We start from the raw sequence: 16403 nt of genomic DNA, 5'->3' as shown, positions 1-16403 counted from the left end.
TACTGTGGAGCTAAGGAGAATTGAACTCCTGACCTCCTGCATGCCATGCAGGCGCTCTACCAACTGAGCTATAGCCCCTTGTTCTGTTTTCCGCCCGGTTTCCCTTGGCGACATCGAGAACATTACACGGTCCCCCCGGCACTCCACCAAATCGGTTGCCGTTCTGTACCGACAGGGCCGGTAACGTCCCCTTTCGTGACCGTGAACGTGCTCGCGCACTCCGCCACCCGTCCCGCCCTCGTCCGCCGTCCCGTGCTGCTCGCCGCCACGGCCTGTGCGCTCTCCTTCGGCGCCTTCTGGATCGCCCAGCGGGCCGCCGGGGTCTCGATGATCGACCTGATGGTCTACCGGGCGGAGGGCGCCGCCGTACGGGCCGGGGCGGACCTCTACGCGATGCGCGCCACGCGCGCGAGGCTGCCCACCACCTACCCGCCGTTCGCCGCGCTGCTGTTCACCCCGCTCACCCTGCTCGGCGTCCCCGAGATGCGCACGCTCGCCACCATCGCGAACCTCGCCCTCCTTGTCGCGCTCGCCCATCTCTCACTGCGCCTGGCAGGACGCGAGCGGCCGGGGGCGGCGCTGTGGGTGGCGGCGCTCGCCGTGTGGTGCGAGCCGGTGTGGACGACGCTGCGCTACGGCCAGATCAATCTGCTGCTCGCGGTCGCCGTCCTGTGGGACCTCACCCGGCGCCCGGGCCATCGAGGGGCGGGCGCGGGCATCGGGCTTGCGGCGGCCGTGAAACTCACGCCCGCCCTGTTCGCGCTCTTCCTGCTGCTGACCGGGCTCGTACGCGCGCGTGCGCAGGGCTGGAACACCTGGCTGCGGCAGGCGGCGACGGCGCTCGCGGTGTTCGCGGGGGCGACCCTGGTCGCCGCCGTGGTCCTGCCGCGGGACTCGCGGCGCTTTTGGACCTCGACGGTCTTCGAGGCGGACCGGGTCGGCCACGCCGAGGACACCGCCAACCAGTCGCTGCGCGGGGTGCTGGCGCGCCTGTTGCACACCGGGGACCCCGGGACGTGGTGGACGGTCGCCGCGGCCGTCACAGCGGCGCTGGGGCTGTGCGCGGCGGTACGGGCCGAGGTGCGCGGCGAGCGGGCCTGGGCGGCGCTGTCCTGCGCGGTCACCGCGCTGCTGGTGAGCCCCGTCTCCTGGTCGCACCACTGGGTGTGGTGCGTTCCGGTCCTGGTGCTGCTCGGGGCCAAGCGTCTGCGCCGGGCGGCCGCCGGCGCGCTGTTCTGCTCGTACGCCCCGTGGTGGGTGCCGCACGGGGCGGGCCGTCCCGAACTCGCCCAGAACGGCGTGCAGATGGCGCTCTCGGCGCTCTATCCGCTGGCCGGCGCCGCCTTTGTGACGGCGGCCGCGCTCAGGCCGTGGCGAACGAGTAGAACCTCTTGAGGGTGCAGTGCGCCTCCAGGAGACGGCCGTAGATCGGCTCACCCTCCAGCTCCCGGTAGGTCTCGATCGGGTCGCCTTTTATGATCAGCGCCCGCGCACATTCCTCGCACCAGTACTGGTAGTCGGCGTTGATCGGTTCCATGTCCCGGACGATCGGCGTACCGCTGCCGCACCAGTCGCACTTCCGCCTGTGTGCACCCATCTCAGCTCCAGCTGTGGCCGCAGGCCGTGCACACGTAGGAGACGCCACCGCCGTCGTCGCCGAGCATCTGGGCGACATGGGAGGAACCGCAGGCCGGACAGGTCAGGCGGGCGGCCGAGGTCGCCGTACCGGACAGGTCCGGGAACTCGTCGCGGCTCGCAGGCATCGCGGTCTCCCTCCCGTTCGGTCCGTCGTCCCCCTCCGGCCGTCACGATTCTGCCATGGCCGCGCAAGAGGGTCAGCGGCGTCGTGATACGAGAGCCGTCAGCACCCCCACCAGGGCCGCTCCGGCCAGCGCGACGGAGCACGCCCACAGCGCGTCGCCGGACGCGTGCGCCCCCGCGTCGAGCCGGTTCAGGAAGAGCGTGCCGAAGGTCGCGACCCCGATGAGCTGGCCGAGCTGGTTCACCGTCGCGAGCAGTCCGCTGGCGTCGGCCGCGTCCTCGGGCCGTACGTTCGCCAGAGCCCCCGCGAAGGTGGGGCTGAAAGCGAGCGCCAGTCCGGCGCCGACTCCCGCGTACGCGCCGTAGATGGCGAGGCCCCCGGTGCCGCCGCCGTGCTGGAGCGCGCCCGTGGCCGTCGTGGACAGCGCGGTCAGCGCGAACCCGCCGGGCACCAGCGCCCGTTGCCAGGAGGCGGGCCAGCGCCGCCAGGTGAGCCCGACCGTGCCGAACACGGCCGCGGTCGGCGCGAAGGTGAGCCCCGCGCGCAGCGGGCTGTAGCCGAGGCCGCCCTGGATGTGCAGCGTGAGGGTGAACAGGAAGCCCGCGTTGATCGCCATCGCCACGACGATCCTGGTGACCGCGAGGCCCATGCCGGGGATCCGCAGCACCCTGGGCGCGATCAGCGGGGCGCCGCCGCGCCGCGCGAGCCGCGACTCGTACGCCCAGAAGGCCGCGAAGAGCACCACGCTCGACGCCAGCGACAGCCACGCCCACAGCGGCCAGCCCTCCTCCTGCCCGAGCACCAGCGGCACCGTGAGCAGCGACACTGAACCGCCGAGCAGCACCAGGCCGGGCAGGTCGAGATCGCGCATCAGCCGGGCGGCACCGCGCCGCTCGCGCCGGTCCGTGGGCAGGTAACGCGCGCCGAGCGCCAGCAGGGCTATCCCGATGGGCACGTTGACGAGGAACACCGGCCGCCAGCCGGCTCCGAAGAGGTCGGCGCTGACCAGGATGCCGCCGAGTACCTGTCCGGCGGCGGCGCCGGTGGCGAGCACCGCGGAGTAGACACCGAGGGCACGCACGCGTGCCTCTCCGGTGAAGTTGCGCTGGATGAGGCTGAGCACCTGCGGGATCATCAGCGCCGACCCGACGCCCTGCAACAGCCGGAAGGCGATCAGCTGTCCGGTGCTCCCGGACAGGCCGCAGGCGAGCGAGGCGGCGGTGAACACGGCGAGCCCGACGAGGTAGAGCCTGCGGTGCCCGAGCAGTTCGCCCAGGCGCGCCCCGGTGATCAGCAGGACGGCGTACGCGATGGTGTAACCGGCGACGACGAGCTGCAACCCGGCGCCGGATGCGTGGAGTTCGGTGCGGATGGTGGGGGCGGCGACGTTGACGATGAACACGTCCAGGAGCGCCATGAACTGCGCGGCGAGCACGATCGCGAGCAGCAGCGGGGGCCGATTGTCAGTGGCAGCGTCTTTACTGAGCAAGGGACTTGGCCCCGTGGGAAGTGCTGTGGTCATGAAAGCGAGCCTGACCGCAGTCGGATACGGGTAACGAGAGCCCGCTGATGCTGGTACTGACAGCACCTGGCAGCGGTGGGTGACGGGATGGACGATGGGGGACGTGACGACTGTGGCTACACCGAACGGACGCCGGAGGCCGGAGCTTGCGGCTTTCCTGCGCGGCAGGCGGGCGCGGGTCACACCGGCCGACGTCGGCATGGCGCCGGGCCTGCGGCGGCGCACGCCGGGGCTGCGCCGCGAGGAGGTCGCCACGCTCTCCGGGGTAGGCGTGACCTGGTACACCTGGCTGGAGCAGGGCCGCCCCATCAACGCCTCGCCGCAGGTCCTGGACGCGGTGGCGCGTACGCTCCGCCTGGACCAGCCCGAGCGCGAGCATCTGTACCACCTGGCGGACGTGGCCTTCGAGCCGGACCGGGAGGCGTGCCCGGCGGTCATCGGCCCGGAGGTCCAGGGCCTGATCGACGCCCTCGACCCGCACCCGGCGGTGATCTACAACGGGCGCTACGACATCCTCGCGACCAACCCCGCCTACCGGGACCTGTTCGACCTGCCGGAGATCCGCGCGATGGGCGTGCGCAACGTCCTGTGGACGATGTTCATGCTGCCGGAGTCGAAGTGCCCGGTGCTGTTCCGGGAGCGGGAGCTGCCGGTGATGGTGGCGACGCTGCGCTCCGAGTACGGGCGCCACGTAGGCGAGCCCGCCTGGGAGACGTTCATCGCCCAGCTGTCGGCGGCCAGCAGCTACTTCGCGGAGCTCTGGCAGAACGGCGACGTGGTCCCGCCGGGCCCGCGCGTGAAGACCTTCCGGCACGAGGCGGTCGGCGAGATACGGATGACGTCGCTGTCCCTGTCGATCAACGGCATGCCGGACTTCCGGCTGGTGACGTACACACCGAACGACGAGGAGAGCCGCGCGCGTACGGCGGCCCTGCGGGAGAAGCGGGAGAAGCTCTGGGCGTGAGGCGTCCGCGCGGGCACGGGGCCGCGCGGACGCCTCACTCCCGCAGGCCCATTCCCGAAGAGGGCGGGTCTCGGGGGAAACGAAAGATCCCGCCCGGTCGAATCGACCGGACGGGATCTTGTACCTGTGGAGCTAAGGAGAATTGAACTCCTGACCTCCTGCATGCCATGCAGGCGCTCTACCAACTGAGCTATAGCCCCGCTGTTCGCTTTGTTTCCCGCGCTCCTGCGCCGCGAACAAGAAGAACTTTAGCCTGTGACCTGCCGGAAAGTGAAATCCGGTGGTCGCACCGCCCGAGCGGCCGGTCGGCGGCCCCGGCGGACGCCCGAGTCGTCGGCTCAGGCGTCGTCGCCGAGGACCGGCTCGGGCAGCGTGCCGGCGTTGTGCTCCAGGAGCCGCCAGCCGCGCGCGCCCTCGCCGAGGACGGACCAGCAGCAGTTCGAGAGGCCGCCAAGGCCCTCCCAGTGGTGCGCCTCCAGGCCGAGCAGGCGGCCGATGGTCGTACGGATCGTCCCGCCGTGGCTGACCACGACCAGGGTGCCGTCGTCGGGCAGCTTGTCGGCGTGGCTGAGCACCACCGGGGCGGCCCGGTCGGCCACCTCGGTCTCCAGCTCGCCGCCGCCCCTGCGCACCGGCTCGCCGCGCTTCCACGCCGCGTACTGCTCGCCGTAGCGCTCCACGATCTCCTCGTGGGTCAGGCCCTGCCAGGCGCCCGCGTACGTCTCCCGAAGGGCCTCGTCGTACGCCACCGGCAGTCCGGCCACAGCGGCCAGCTCACCGGCCGTCGCCGCGGCCCTCTTGAGGTCCGAGGCGATGATCGCGTCCGGCTTGAGGGCCGCGAGCAGACGCGCGGCGCGGCGCGCCTGGCCCAGGCCCGTCTCGGTCAGCTCGATGTCCGTGGAGCCCTGGAAGCGGCGCTCCAGGTTCCACGCCGTCTGACCGTGCCGCCACAGGACGACGCGGCGCCCCCTGGGCTTCACGTTGCCGGCGTTCAGCTCAGCTCACCGTCCTCCGTCCCACCGTGCAGCTGGGCGTGCTCGGCGGCCTTGCCGCGGGTCTTCACCGCGTCCTCGGGCAGCGCGATCTCGGGGCAGTCCTTCCACAGCCGCTCCAGGGCGTAGAAGACGCGCTCCTCGCTGTGCTGGACGTGCACGACGATGTCGACGTAGTCCAGCAGGATCCAGCGGGCGTCGCGGTCGCCCTCGCGGCGCACCGGCTTGGCGCCGAGCTCCTTGTTCAGGCGCTCCTCGACCTCCTCCGCGATGGACTTGACCTGGCGGTCGTTGGGGGCGGAGGCGAGCAGGAAGGCGTCGGTGATCGACAGCACATCGCTGACGTCGTACGCGATGATGTCGTGCGCGAGCCGGTCGGCGGCCGCCTGGGCGGCGGCGGTGATGAGCTCGATGGAACGGTCCGTGGCGGTCACAAGCAGGCTTTCGTCGGCGGTCAGATCGATTCAGATCGTTCTCCAGGATCTCACGGACCGCCGACAGCCCCGAAAGGATTACTTGACCTTGTAATCCTTGCCCAGTACCACGGTGACGTCCGCGTTCGCCGCGGCCTTGCCCTGCTTGACCGCACCGGCCGGCAGACCCAGCGTCTTGGCGACCTCTTCGGCCTTCGCCTTCTGCCCCACGTCACCGTAGGTGACGGTGGACGTCGACTGGGTGCTCGCGCTGCCCGCGTCGATGAAGGCGTAGCCGCCGTTGACCAGATCGACCCGGGCCTTGTCGGCCGCCTTGGCGTTGCCGCTGCCGTTGGCCACGCCGACCCGGACCGCCGCGCCCTTGTCGGGAGCCGAGACCGTGCCGCCCAGGATGTCCTTGACCACGCTGTTGCTCGCCTGCGCGCTGAGCGTGCCGTCGGCCTGTACCGGCAGGAGCGCCGTCTTGTACGCGCCGATCTTGGCGTGCTCGGCGAGCTTGGCCAGCGAGGCGCCCAGGTCCGACTCCGGCAGTGAGGGGTCGAGGATCTGCGCGAGGGTCTGCACGGTGATCGTCGCGGCCTTGGGGTCGTCCGAGATCTTGCGCAGCACGCCGTACATGACCTGCCCGAACCGCTGCAACTGCTTGGCGTCGGCCTCGCCGGGCCCCTTGTAGGTGGCGTACGCGACGGCCATCTGCCCGGTCAGCGTCTGGTCGTCGCCCTTCTTCACCACCGGATCCGCGCCCGCCTTGGTGCTCGGCACATCGGTATCGGTGCTGATGTCGACGTTGCCGACCAGGTCGACCAGGTTCTCCAGGTAAGGCGTATCCAGGCGCCAGGTTCCGGTGATCTTGGTGCCGAGCAGGGTGCCGATCGCCTCGCGCGTGCCCTGGGCGCCGTCGCCGTCGACGGACTTGCCCAGCGTGGTGCGGGTGCCGTCGTCATTGGAGACGGCGAGCGAGTTGGGCAGCAGGACGGTGGTGCCCTGCTTGGTGGTCGCGTTGTTCACGAGCAGCGCCGTGGAGGTGCCGCCCTTCTGGGTGTTGTGCAGATGGACGACGATCACGTCGCGCTTCTGCGCCCCGACCGCGGCCGCCGGAGTCTTGGAGCCGGAGGACGACGACAGGCCGGGCAGCTTGCCGACCGACCACAGGTAGCCGACGCCGCCGACCGCCGCGAGGGCCAGCACCACGATCAGCGCGACGATGCGGTTGCGGCCGCGGCGCCGCGCCTCCTCGCGCCGCTCACTGCGGCTCTCGGTGAACTTCAGCCAGTCGATGACGTCTTCGGAGTCCTCGTCGGGCTCCTCGATGAACGCGAACTGCTCGGTGCCGGGGCCGCGTTCGTCCTTGCGCTGCTGCGGCAGGATTGGCACCTGCTCGGCCACCGCCTCCGGCGCGGCCTCCTGGACAGGGGCCTGCACCTGGGCCTGGACCGGGGCCTGCGCGGCCGTCTCGGCGGCCGTCGGCTGCTGCTGCGCCGGGGCCTGCTGCTGGCTCCACTGCTGGGTGCTGTCGTAGCCGTAGCCCTGTTGCTGCTGCGGCACGGAGGGCTGGGCGGACTGGCCGTACGGGTCGTATCCGTAAGAAGGCTGCTGCTGGGCGTACGGGTCGTACCCGTAACCGCCCTGCTGCTGAGTCTGCTGAGTCTGCTGGGACTGCTGGTTCTGCTGATTCTGGGCGTACGGGTCGTACGAAGCCTGCTGCGGCACTTGCTGGTACACCGGCTGGCCGTACTCGTCATAACCGACAAGTTGCACCTGTGGTGCATACGGGTCGTGCGGGTCCTGTCGGTCGTTCACCGGGTGCCCTTCTCTCACTCGCCGCGGTACAGCTGGCGCTTGTCGATGTAGCGCACCACACCGTCCGGAACCAGATACCAGACCGGATCGCCCTGCGCGACCCTCGCCCGGCAGTCCGTCGACGAGATCGCCAGCGCGGGCACCTCCACCAGCGACACCCCGCCCTCGGGCAGACCGTCGTCGGTGAGCAGATGGCCGGGACGGGTCACCCCGATGAAGTGGGCGAGCGAGAACAGCTCGTCCACGTCGCGCCAGGTGGTGAGGATCTGGGAGAGGGCGTCGGCGCCCGTGATGAAGAAGAGGTCCGCGTCGTTGTTGAGCGCGCGCAGATCCCGCAGGGTGTCGACGGTGTACGTCGCCCCGCCGCGGTCGATGTCGATGCGGCTCACCGAGAACTGCGGGTTGGACGCGGTCGCGATGACCGTCATCAGATACCGGTCCTCGGCGGCGGAGACATGCTTGTGGCTCTTCTGCCACGGCTGCCCCGTCGGTACGAACACGACCTCGTCCAGATGGAACTGAGAGGCCACCTCGCTGGCGGCCACCAGGTGTCCGTGGTGGATCGGGTCAAACGTTCCGCCCATCACGCCGATGCGCCGCTTGACCGGACCGGTAGGCACTTCCTGCTCTCCCATGCGTGCAGAGCCTACTGGCCCGGTGGAAACGCCCCGCCTCGGCGGTCGCGTCAGCGGTCGCGGTTGAAGCGCGTGGTGATCCACAGCAGGAGCAGCAGCGCGACCAGGGCGCCGCCACCGGTGACGTACGGGCTGAGGCTTTCGTGGTTGCCACCGTGCTCGGTGCCCTCGGCGAGGGAGACCAGGTTGGCGGCGGTGCTGTGGAGGCTCATCGTCAGCAGGACCTATCCGGGAGTCGGAGCGGAGACTTCGGGCTCATCGTATGCGGGCGGCCCGGGCACGCTCACGCCGACTCAGCCGTTCAGTCCCGGGCGGGGGTTCGCGGCCGGGACTGAGTCGGTCCCGAGCGGCGCTCGCGGCGCGGTACGTGCGGTGAGCCGGGCGTCGTTCCCGACGGGGTACCCGGGGTGAGCCGGGGTCAGTCCCGGGTGGCGTTCTCCGCGGCGGACCGGTCGTCCTTCGCCCGCTCGACGGCGGGCCCGGCCGTCGTCGGCTCGCTCGTCTCCTCGTCGCCGGTCGAGCGGTAGCCGCGCAGCAGCAGCCAGGCGAGGCCGGCCGCGCCGAGGATGGTCACGACCAGCACGATCCGCAGCACATTGCCGGGTCCTTGCTGGTCGGAGGCGGCGGCGAGCAGCGTCACGGCGTCCGACATGGCAGGTCTCTCCTTGGTTATCCACAGGCCCCCGTCACACGGTAGCCCCACCGCCTAGTGTGGATGTCGTCAGGGGGACGAGCCGAGACTCTCAGGCAGGGGGACACCAATGACCGAAGACCTTCAGGACAGCGTGCCGAGCAGGCAGCGCCGCCGCTTCCCCGGGATCTCCTCCCGGGCCTACGAACATCCCGCGGACCGCTCGGCGCTGGTCGCGCTGCGCAAGCTCAGCGGGTTCGACACCGTCTTCAAGGCGCTCAGCGGTCTCCTTCCGGAGCGCAGCCTGCGCCTGCTCTTCCTCTCCGACTCGGTGCGGGTCAGCGACGCCCAGTTCGCGCACCTCAACGCCATGCTGCGGGACGCCTGTTACATCCTGGACCTGGAGAAGGTCCCGCCGATGTACGTGACCCAGGACCCCCAGCCCAACGCGATGTGCATCGGCCTCGACGAGCCCATCATCGTCGTCACCACGGGCCTCGTGGAGCTGCTCGACGAGGAGGAGATGCGCGCGGTCGTCGGCCACGAGGTGGGCCACGCGCTGTCCGGTCACTCCGTCTACCGCACGATCCTGCTCTTCCTCACCAACCTGGCGCTGAAGATCGCCTGGATTCCGCTGGGCAACGTGGCGGTCATGGCGATCGTGACGGCGCTGCGGGAGTGGTTCCGCAAGTCGGAGCTGTCGGCGGACCGCGCCGGACTGCTCGTCGGCCAGGACCTCCAGGCCTCGATGCGGGGCCTGATGAAGATAGCCGGTGGCAACCACCTGCACGAGATGAACGTGGACGCGTTCCTGGAGCAGGCCGAGGAGTACGAGGCGGGCGGCGACCTGCGCGACTCGGTCCTGAAGATCCTGAACGTGCTGCCCCGCTCGCACCCGTTCACCACGGTGCGCGCGGCCGAGCTGAAGAAGTGGGCCGCGACCCGCGACTACCAGCGGATCATGGACGGTCACTACCCGCGCCGCGAGGAGGACAAGGACACCTCGGTCACCGACTCGTTCCGCGAGTCCGCCGCGTCGTACGCCGATGCGGTACGGACGAGCAAGGATCCGCTGATGAAGCTGGTCGGCGACATAGCCGGCGGCACGGCGGACCTGGGCGGCAAGCTGTACGGCAAGTTCACGGGCGCGGGCTCCGGCTCACGTACGTCGGACTCCGGTACGTCGGACCGGCCGACGGACGGGCCTGCGGACGGACCGGTGGACGGCTCGCCGGGCACGGACCGCCCCTCCGGCGCGGCGGACGGCGACGGGCCGCACGACGAGCCGAAGGACGGCGACGGCGGCACCACCGGTGGCAACGGCGGCGGCAAGGGCTGAGGACTCTCTAGGGCGTCGGCTGGGCGCTGGTGGCGAGGGTGCCGCAGAGGGCGGCGGTGGCGGGACCGGTCGCGTACGGGTCGGTTCCCGCCGGGCCGACCGTGTTGGTCCGCTCCCCCGCCAGCAGCGGCCGCAGCTGCGCGGAGACATCGGCCGAGCACGCCTGCGGTCCGGCCTCCACATAGCTGACCTGGAGCTCCGCCCGGTGCAGCCGCAGGTCGTCGCGGTCGAAGCGGAAGTGCAGCTCGCGGCGGACGGTGAAGAGCGAGGCCGCCTTGGCCGAACCGGTCGCGGCCGGGCGCAGGGCGTACGTGAAGGTGTGGTCGGACGTCACGTCCAGGGTGTCCCGGCTGGACTCGGCGTAGTGGAAGGTGCCCTGCACCCGTACCTCGGTGTCGGCCAGCGCCACTTTGGCCGGATCGAAGCGCACCAGCCAGCCGGTGGCCGCGTGGCGGCCGTCGTCGGCGGGGTTGTCGATGCTCTGGTCGAACTGGGCCAGCAGCTCCGGGTCGAGCAGCGCCCGCACCTGGTGCACGGACTTGCCGGTGAGGACCTGGGGGTCGAGAGAGGACTGGACCAGATACTCCTTGGCGGTGGTGACACCGGCGATGATCTGGCTCTCGGAGAAGTGGGAGGTCCTGCGGACGGCCGGGAGGTTGATGCCCTCGGCGCCGGTGCGGAACTGGGCGGCCGGGCTGTGGTCGAAGAGCTGGGCGGCGTCGATGCCGGGAACGGCGCCTTGGGGCGCCAGGGGTATGACGGTCATGCGCAGCGGCTCGGCGGCGACGCTGCCGCCTCCGGGCTGATACGGGTGGCGCAGGCCCATGTACACAGCGGTACCGAAAGCGACGAAGAGGAGGACGACCAGCGCGACTATCTGCTTGGTGAAGGGCTTGAAGGACCAGCTGGAGCGGCTGCGCACCGCACGCGCGTGCTCACGCATCCGTTCCTGTGCGGAGAATTCCTGCAGGCGGGCAGCCCGGACGAACGATTCGTCGAAGACGACGGATCGGTACTCGTCCTCACCTCCGCCGGGGAGACCCTCCGGTGTCCCCTCGGGTGGCTCTCCACGCCCTGCCATACCTTCAGGGTAGGTCGCCGGAGGGGCCCGTAAACGCGCTGGTACGCGACAAGTTCTGGCGGGTTCTCGACCACTCGGTCAGAGGGGCGTCAGAGAGCCGTCAGAAGCCTGGTGGAGCGGGTGTCGGGGTGGGGGTGGGGTTGGGGGGAGGGGGCGGGGGGGAGCCCCCACCCCGATCAAGCACCCCGATCAAGGCGTCCGAGGCACAGCCGAAGCCGTCGGTACAGCCGCCGGCGGCACGGCCGAAGCCGCACGCGCAGCTGGTGCCGCCGGCGCGGCCGGTGCCGAGTAGTCGGCCGAGGCCGTCGGCCCCACGGCGGCCGGGATCGGCAGCCCGGGTTTGCCGTCCGGCTTGTCCACGTTGCTGGTGGTCGGCAGCGGAGCCGGGTCGTCATGGCCGGCGGAGGCACCCCGGTAGACGGCGGCGAAGGCCAGGGCGATCATGCCGACGCCCATGATCAGGGCGAGCAGCCAGGCGACCGGACGGTGCCAGCGGGAGCGGCCGCGGTAGGGGCGCAGGGCGCCGCCGTGCGGCCCGTAGGGACCTGCTTCGGCGCCGCCGGGGAAGGCGGGGCCGAACGCGTCCGGGTCGCGGGCCGGGTAGGTGAAGTCGTCGTCCGCTCCGGAGCCCGCGCGGGCTCTTGCCGCGTCGGCCTCGGCGCGCGCCTGGGCCGCGGCCAACAGCCGTTCCACGGCGCTCGGTTCATGGATCTCGGCGGCCCGTACGAAGTCCTCGTCGAAGACCACGGAGGCGAATGCGTCGTCCGCGCCCCCGCGGTCGTCGTCGGGCTCCCAGCCGTCCGGGAACGGCCTGCCCCCCACGTCGTCCGGCACGGGTTCAGCGTAGCCCCGGCGCGGTCGTTTTGGGCAGGGAGTGTCCGAACTCTCCCCCTCGGGAGCCGTCGGATCCACCGACCAGACCCCTACCGGATGTGCCCGTCCCCCGTGACGATGTACTTCGTCGACGTCAGTTCGGGCAGGCCCATGGGCCCGCGGGCGTGGAGTTTCTGGGTGGAGATGCCGATCTCGGCGCCGAAGCCGAACTGGCCGCCGTCGGTGAAGCGGGTGGAGGCGTTCACGGCGACGGTGGTGGAATCGACCAACTGGGTGAAGCGGCGGGCCGCGGCCTGGGAGGTGGTGACGATCGCCTCGGTGTGGCCGGAGGTCCACTGCCGGATGTGCGCGACGGCCGCGTCGAGGGAGTCGACGACGGCGGCCGCGATGTCGTACGAGAGGTACTCGGTCTCCCAGTCCTCGGCGGTGGCGGGGACGACGGTCGCCTTGGTCGCCTCGGCGTAGGCGAGGACCCGTTCGTCGGCGTGGACGCTGACTCCGGCGTCGGCGAGCGCGTCGAGGGCGCGCGGCAGGAAGGCGTCGGCGATGTCGCGGTGGACGAGGAGCGTCTCGGCGGCGTTGCAGACGGAGGGCCGCGACGCCTTGGAGTTGATGAGGATGTCGACGGCCATGTCGAGGTCGGCCTGGGCGTCCACGTACACATGGCAGTTGCCGGTGCCGGTCTCGATGACGGGGACGGTGGACTGTTCGACGACGGTGCGGATGAGGGAGGCGCCGCCGCGCGGGATGAGGACGTCGACGAGGCCGCGGGCGCGCATCAACTCCTGTACGGAGTCGCGGGATTCGCCGGGTACGAGCTGGATGGCGTCGGCGGGCAGGCCCGCGCCGGCGACAGCGTCGCGCAGGACGCGTACGAGGGCGGTGTTGGACTCGTACGCGGAGGACGAGCCGCGCAGCAGGACGGCGTTGCCGGACTTGAGGCAGAGGGCGGCGGCGTCGACGGTCACATTCGGCCGTGCTTCGTAGATGATGCCGACGACGCCGAGGGGGACCCTGACCTGGCGCAGGTCGATGCCGTTGGGCAGGGTGGAGCCGCGGACGACTTCGCCGACGGGGTCGGGCAGGGCGGCGACGTCCCGTACGTCACTCGCGATGGCGCGGACGCGGTCGGGGGTGAGGGTGAGGCGGTCGATGACGGTCTCGCTGGTCCCGGCCTCGCGGGCCTTGGTGATGTCGAGGGCGTTGGCCTCGACGATCTCCTGGGTGCGGGCTTCGAGGGCGTCGGCGATCGCCTGGAGCGCGTCGTCCTTGGCCGCGCGCGGCAATGGCGCGATTTCGGCGGCGGCCGTGCGGGCCCGGTGGGCGGCCTGGAGGACCGGGGACATGTTCTCGTTCGGGGATTGCGCGCTCATGCACGCAGGGTAATGCTCCCGGCGTGGGCGTTCCGTCGGTATTCCACTGTCCGAGACGGGTCTCTCACGGTGTGGTCGCGCGATGGGCACCGGTGGCCTGGTCCCGGAGGGAGCGGTGCTCTCAAAAGGGGTGGACTCCGACGGGTGCGGCCGGTGGCGGGCCGTAGCCCTCGGCGAGGCGCTGGTGGTAGGTCTCGCGGTCGATGACCTCCAGGCCGACGATCTCCCAGGGCGGGAGTTTGGCGGTGGAGCGGTGTTCGCCCCACAGGCGCAGGGCGACGGCGGCCGCGTCGTGGAGGTCGCGGGCCTCTTCCCAGTAGCGGATCTCGGCGTGGTCGCCCGCGTATCTGCTGGTCAGTAAGAACGGGTGGTCGTGGGCGAGTTGTTCGAGGCCGCGCCGGACCTCTTTGAGCGGGGCCTCGGCGCCGGAGACGCTGAGGGTGATGTGCCAGAGCCTGGGGGTGTCCCCGGGCTGTTCCCGCTCCTCGGTCTGCGTGATGTCGGCCCCCGTGCCCACGCTGGTCAGGGTCCGCCCGTCCTCGCCCACGGCCCTGCGGGCGTGGGTTCCCCCGACTCGGGGCGCCGCCCCCGGGCGCGCTCGTCTCACCGGCGGCCTCCTGTGATGCTGTGATGCGATGTAGTACCCCCGCGAAGTCACCCCCCGCGAGTACCCAGCAACAAAGTTGACCAGCCCGGGGCGGCGCGCGGGGCGGTTTTCGTGAAGGTGTCCGGCCGAAGGCTGGACTTTCAGCCGTTTCAGGGGTGCAGCACGACCAGATCGTCCCTGTGTACGACTTCACGCTCGTACTCGGGGCCGAGTTCCTTGGCGAGTTCGCGGGTGGAGCGGCCGAGCAGCTGGGGGATCTCCTTGGCGTCGAAGTTGACCAGGCCCCGGGCGACGGCGTGTCCTGCGGTGTCGCGCAGTTCGACGGGGTCTCCGGCGCTGAACTCGCCTTCCACGGCGGCGATTCCGGCGGGCAGCAGCGAGGAGTGGCGTTCGACGACGGCGCGTACGGCTCCGTCGTCGAGGACGAGGTGGCCCTGCGGGGTGGAGGCGTGGGCGAGCCACAGGAGGCGGTCGGCGGAGCGGCGGCCGGTGGGGTGGAAGCAGGTGCCGGTGTCGCGTCCGGCGAGGGCGTCGGCGGCGTGGCTGGCGGAGGTGAGGACGACGGGGACGCCCGCGGCGGCGGCGATGCGGGCGGCTTCGACCTTGGTGACCATGCCGCCGGTGCCGACGCCTGCTTTGCCGGCGCTGCCGATCTGTACGTGGGCGATGTCGTCGGGGCCGTGGACGTCGGCGATGCGGGTGGTGCCGGGGGTGCTGGGGTCGCCGTCGTAGAGGCCGTCGACGTCGGAGAGCAGGACGAGGAGGTCGGCGCGGACGAGGTGGGCGACGAGGGCGGCGAGGCGGTCGTTGTCGCCGAAGCGGATCTCGTCGGTGGCGACGGTGTCGTTCTCGTTGACGACGGGCAGGGCGCCCATGGCGAGGAGCTGGTCGAGGGTGCGGTAGGCGTTGCGGTAGTGGGCGCGGCGGCTGGTGTCGTCGCTGGTGAGCAGGACTTGTCCGACGCGTACGCCGTATCGGGCGAAGGAGGCGGTGTAGCGGGCGACGAGGAGGCCCTGGCCGACGCTGGCGGCGGCCTGCTGGCGGGCGAGGTCCTTGGGGCGGCGGCGCAGGCCCAGTGGCGCGAGTCCGGCGGCGATGGCGCCGGAGGAGACGAGCACTATCTCCTTCTCGCCGCCGCTGCGGGCTTTGGCGAGGACGTCGACGAGTGCGTCGACGCGGTCGGCGTCGAGGCCGCCGGAGGCGGTGGTGAGGGAGGACGAGCCCACCTTGACGACGATCCTGCGGGCCTGGGTCACGAACTGCCTTGCCACTGTCACACCGGCGAATCTATGCCAGGCCGCGCGGCGGGCGCGCGGCTATTCCGATCGCTGGACGGTCCGGGCGCGGGGCGGCCGGAGGGGTCCGGGGTCTGCTGGAGGGGTCCCGCGAGCGGCGGGACCCCTCGTGGGAGGTCAGCCGCGCGGGTGGCGCAGCAGCCAGCCCTCCCAGGCGGAGGTGACCATCTCGCGGATGTCGCGGCGGGCCGCCCAGTCGAGTTCCTTGGTGATGAGCTCGCCGGAGGCGACGACGCGGGCCGGGTCGCCGGCGCGGCGCGGGGCGGTCTCGGGGGCGGGCTCGGTGATGCCGGTCACGTCGCGGATGATCTCGATCATCTCGGCGACCGAAACGCCTTCGCCGCGGCCGATGTTGAGGATGAGCGCGGCGCTCGGGTCCTGGGCGAGGCGGTGGGCGGCGGCGACGTGCGCGGAGGCGATGTCCTCGACGTGGATGTAGTCGCGTACGCAGGTGCCGTCGGGGGTCGGGTAGTCGTCGCCGAAGATCAGCGGCGCCTTGCCGTCGGTGAGCCGCTCGAAGACCATCGGGACGAGGTTGAAGATGCCGGGGTCGCCGAGTTCGGCGCTGGCGGCGCCGGCCACGTTGAAGTAGCGCAGCGACGCGGTGGCCATGCCGTGGGCCTTGCCGACGGCGCTGACGAGCCATTCGCCGGCGAGCTTGGTCTCGCCGTACGGGCTCATGGGCAGGCATTCGGTCTGCTCGGTGACGAGGTCGACGTCGGGCATGCCGTAGACGGCGGCGGAGGAGGAGAACAGGAAGCGGCCGACTCCCGCGTCGGCGGCGGCTTCCAGGACGACCCGCAGTCCTTCGACGTTCTCGTGGTAGTAGTGCAGCGGCCGCTCCACGGACTCGCCGACCTGCTTCTTGCCGGCGATGTGGATGACGCCGTCCACGTCGTACTCGCGCAGGACGCGGTCGAGGACGTCCCGGTCGAGGACGGAGCCGCGCTCCAGGTGGACGCCTTCGGGCAGCCGGGCCGGGTCTCCGGTGCTGAGGTCGTCGAGGACGACGACCTGGTCACCGCCGTCGACGAGGGCCTTCACCACGTGAGATCCGATGTAACCGGCACCGCCTGTGATCATCCAAGTCATACGGACAGTCTAGGAGGTGACCTCCGGCGCTCCGGCCGCGTG

At 71.2% G+C, this 16403-nt stretch carries 18 protein-coding genes and 2 tRNA genes; 3 read left to right on the top strand and 17 right to left on the bottom strand.

Going from position 1 to position 16403, the window contains the following annotated elements; translation table 11 throughout:
- Nucleotides 1–5: 5 nt before the first annotated feature.
- A tRNA-Ala gene (locus ACT1U9_RS21105) sits at nucleotides 6–78 on the bottom strand.
- A 117-nt stretch (nucleotides 79–195) separates the two neighbouring features.
- Here ACT1U9_RS21105 and ACT1U9_RS21100 point away from each other — a divergent pair.
- Nucleotides 196–1395 carry a glycosyltransferase 87 family protein gene (locus tag ACT1U9_RS21100; RefSeq protein ID WP_444534236.1) on the top strand — a complete coding sequence of 400 codons (1200 nt, stop codon included), beginning with the start codon at nucleotides 196–198 and terminating at the stop codon, nucleotides 1393–1395.
- On the opposite strand, the gene ACT1U9_RS21095 is transcribed toward ACT1U9_RS21100, so the two are convergent.
- From ACT1U9_RS21095 to ACT1U9_RS21085, 3 genes are all read right to left on the bottom strand, one after another.
- The gene (locus ACT1U9_RS21095; RefSeq protein WP_188278056.1) at nucleotides 1364–1597 is read right to left on the bottom strand and encodes a hypothetical protein; all 234 of its coding nucleotides are present in this window, start codon (nucleotides 1595–1597) and stop codon (nucleotides 1364–1366) included. The two genes, ACT1U9_RS21100 and ACT1U9_RS21095, sit on opposite strands and share 32 nt — an antisense overlap.
- Before the next feature lies 1 nt (nucleotide 1598).
- Nucleotides 1599–1763 (bottom strand): hypothetical protein, encoded by a 165-nt coding sequence (locus tag ACT1U9_RS21090; RefSeq protein WP_444534235.1) that lies wholly within the window; start codon nucleotides 1761–1763, stop codon nucleotides 1599–1601.
- Nucleotides 1764–1835: 72 nt separating this feature from the next.
- The gene (locus ACT1U9_RS21085) at nucleotides 1836–3197 is read right to left on the bottom strand and encodes an MFS transporter (protein ID WP_444539205.1); all 1362 of its coding nucleotides are present in this window, start codon (nucleotides 3195–3197) and stop codon (nucleotides 1836–1838) included.
- Nucleotides 3198–3378: 181 nt separating this feature from the next.
- Between ACT1U9_RS21085 and ACT1U9_RS21080 the strand changes: the two genes are divergently transcribed.
- Nucleotides 3379–4248 carry a helix-turn-helix transcriptional regulator gene (locus ACT1U9_RS21080; RefSeq protein WP_444534234.1) on the top strand — a complete coding sequence of 290 codons (870 nt, stop codon included), beginning with the start codon at nucleotides 3379–3381 and terminating at the stop codon, nucleotides 4246–4248.
- A gap of 127 nt (nucleotides 4249–4375) precedes the next feature.
- Here ACT1U9_RS21080 and ACT1U9_RS21075 read toward each other — a convergent pair.
- The 7 genes from ACT1U9_RS21075 to ACT1U9_RS21045 form a co-directional block, all read right to left on the bottom strand.
- Nucleotides 4376–4448: transfer RNA gene (locus tag ACT1U9_RS21075), tRNA-Ala, on the bottom strand.
- A 138-nt stretch (nucleotides 4449–4586) separates the two neighbouring features.
- Entirely contained in the window at nucleotides 4587–5228 is a 642-nt protein-coding gene (locus tag ACT1U9_RS21070) for a histidine phosphatase family protein (RefSeq protein WP_444534233.1), read from the bottom strand.
- Nucleotides 5229–5239: 11 nt separating this feature from the next.
- Entirely contained in the window at nucleotides 5240–5674 is a 435-nt protein-coding gene (gene rsfS, locus ACT1U9_RS21065; protein WP_361430043.1) for a ribosome silencing factor, read from the bottom strand.
- Nucleotides 5675–5752: 78 nt separating this feature from the next.
- Nucleotides 5753–7474, bottom strand: a complete 1722-nt coding sequence (locus ACT1U9_RS21060; RefSeq protein ID WP_444534232.1) for an LCP family protein — start codon at nucleotides 7472–7474, stop codon at nucleotides 5753–5755.
- A gap of 14 nt (nucleotides 7475–7488) precedes the next feature.
- Nucleotides 7489–8109 (bottom strand): nicotinate-nucleotide adenylyltransferase, encoded by a 621-nt coding sequence (gene nadD, locus ACT1U9_RS21055; protein ID WP_361430041.1) that lies wholly within the window; start codon nucleotides 8107–8109, stop codon nucleotides 7489–7491.
- A 50-nt stretch (nucleotides 8110–8159) separates the two neighbouring features.
- The gene (locus tag ACT1U9_RS21050; protein WP_188278063.1) at nucleotides 8160–8321 is read right to left on the bottom strand and encodes a hypothetical protein; all 162 of its coding nucleotides are present in this window, start codon (nucleotides 8319–8321) and stop codon (nucleotides 8160–8162) included.
- A 206-nt stretch (nucleotides 8322–8527) separates the two neighbouring features.
- On the bottom strand, nucleotides 8528–8761 hold the full coding sequence (locus ACT1U9_RS21045) for a hypothetical protein (protein WP_444539321.1): 234 nt from the start codon (nucleotides 8759–8761) through the stop codon (nucleotides 8528–8530).
- A 109-nt stretch (nucleotides 8762–8870) separates the two neighbouring features.
- On the opposite strand from ACT1U9_RS21045, the gene ACT1U9_RS21040 reads away from it, so the two are divergent.
- Nucleotides 8871–10079, top strand: coding sequence for a M48 family metallopeptidase (locus ACT1U9_RS21040; protein ID WP_444534231.1), 1209 nt, complete (start codon nucleotides 8871–8873; stop codon nucleotides 10077–10079).
- Between the two features lie 7 nt (nucleotides 10080–10086).
- Here the strand turns inward: ACT1U9_RS21040 and ACT1U9_RS21035 are convergent, their stop codons facing one another.
- The 6 genes from ACT1U9_RS21035 to galE form a co-directional block, all read right to left on the bottom strand.
- Nucleotides 10087–11160 carry an SCO2583 family membrane protein gene (locus ACT1U9_RS21035; RefSeq protein WP_444534230.1) on the bottom strand — a complete coding sequence of 358 codons (1074 nt, stop codon included), beginning with the start codon at nucleotides 11158–11160 and terminating at the stop codon, nucleotides 10087–10089.
- A gap of 189 nt (nucleotides 11161–11349) precedes the next feature.
- Nucleotides 11350–11994: an SCO2584 family spore wall biosynthesis protein gene (locus ACT1U9_RS21030; protein ID WP_444534229.1), complete on the bottom strand. Its 645-nt coding sequence runs from the start codon at nucleotides 11992–11994 to the stop codon at nucleotides 11350–11352.
- A gap of 89 nt (nucleotides 11995–12083) precedes the next feature.
- Nucleotides 12084–13367 (bottom strand): glutamate-5-semialdehyde dehydrogenase, encoded by a 1284-nt coding sequence (locus ACT1U9_RS21025; protein WP_444534228.1) that lies wholly within the window; start codon nucleotides 13365–13367, stop codon nucleotides 12084–12086.
- A gap of 121 nt (nucleotides 13368–13488) precedes the next feature.
- On the bottom strand, nucleotides 13489–13974 hold the full coding sequence (locus ACT1U9_RS21020; RefSeq protein ID WP_444534227.1) for a hypothetical protein: 486 nt from the start codon (nucleotides 13972–13974) through the stop codon (nucleotides 13489–13491).
- A 149-nt stretch (nucleotides 13975–14123) separates the two neighbouring features.
- On the bottom strand, nucleotides 14124–15251 hold the full coding sequence (proB, locus tag ACT1U9_RS21015; RefSeq protein WP_444534226.1) for a glutamate 5-kinase: 1128 nt from the start codon (nucleotides 15249–15251) through the stop codon (nucleotides 14124–14126).
- 135 nt (nucleotides 15252–15386) lie between these two features.
- A complete protein-coding gene (gene galE, locus ACT1U9_RS21010) occupies nucleotides 15387–16361 on the bottom strand; it encodes a UDP-glucose 4-epimerase GalE (RefSeq protein ID WP_444534225.1) in 975 nt (324 codons plus the stop codon).
- Nucleotides 16362–16403: the final 42 nt, after the last annotated feature.

Origin of the sequence: Streptomyces sp. BR1 (assembly GCF_052373795.1) — a bacterium.
Classification (GTDB): domain Bacteria; phylum Actinomycetota; class Actinomycetes; order Streptomycetales; family Streptomycetaceae; genus Streptomyces.
Note: the sequence above shows the minus strand (reverse complement) of the source record. Positions and strands in the feature narration are given on the sequence as shown.

What these genes read in the sequence shown, in the direction of transcription:
- ACT1U9_RS21095 (WP_188278056.1), bottom strand. Translation starts at nt 1,597, where the DNA reads ATGGGTGCACACAGGCGGAAGTGCGACTGGTGCGGCAGCGGTACGCCG.
- ACT1U9_RS21090 (WP_444534235.1), bottom strand. Translation starts at nt 1,763, where the DNA reads ATGCCTGCGAGCCGCGACGAGTTCCCGGACCTGTCCGGTACGGCGACC.
- ACT1U9_RS21080 (WP_444534234.1), top strand. Translation starts at nt 3,379, where the DNA reads ATGGGGGACGTGACGACTGTGGCTACACCGAACGGACGCCGGAGGCCG.
- nadD (WP_361430041.1), bottom strand. Translation starts at nt 8,109, where the DNA reads ATGGGAGAGCAGGAAGTGCCTACCGGTCCGGTCAAGCGGCGCATCGGC.
- ACT1U9_RS21050 (WP_188278063.1), bottom strand. Translation starts at nt 8,321, where the DNA reads ATGAGCCTCCACAGCACCGCCGCCAACCTGGTCTCCCTCGCCGAGGGC.
- ACT1U9_RS21045 (WP_444539321.1), bottom strand. Translation starts at nt 8,761, where the DNA reads ATGTCGGACGCCGTGACGCTGCTCGCCGCCGCCTCCGACCAGCAAGGA.
- ACT1U9_RS21040 (WP_444534231.1), top strand. Translation starts at nt 8,871, where the DNA reads ATGACCGAAGACCTTCAGGACAGCGTGCCGAGCAGGCAGCGCCGCCGC.
- ACT1U9_RS21035 (WP_444534230.1), bottom strand. Translation starts at nt 11,160, where the DNA reads ATGGCAGGGCGTGGAGAGCCACCCGAGGGGACACCGGAGGGTCTCCCC.
- ACT1U9_RS21025 (WP_444534228.1), bottom strand. Translation starts at nt 13,367, where the DNA reads ATGAGCGCGCAATCCCCGAACGAGAACATGTCCCCGGTCCTCCAGGCC.
- galE (WP_444534225.1), bottom strand. Translation starts at nt 16,361, where the DNA reads ATGACTTGGATGATCACAGGCGGTGCCGGTTACATCGGATCTCACGTG.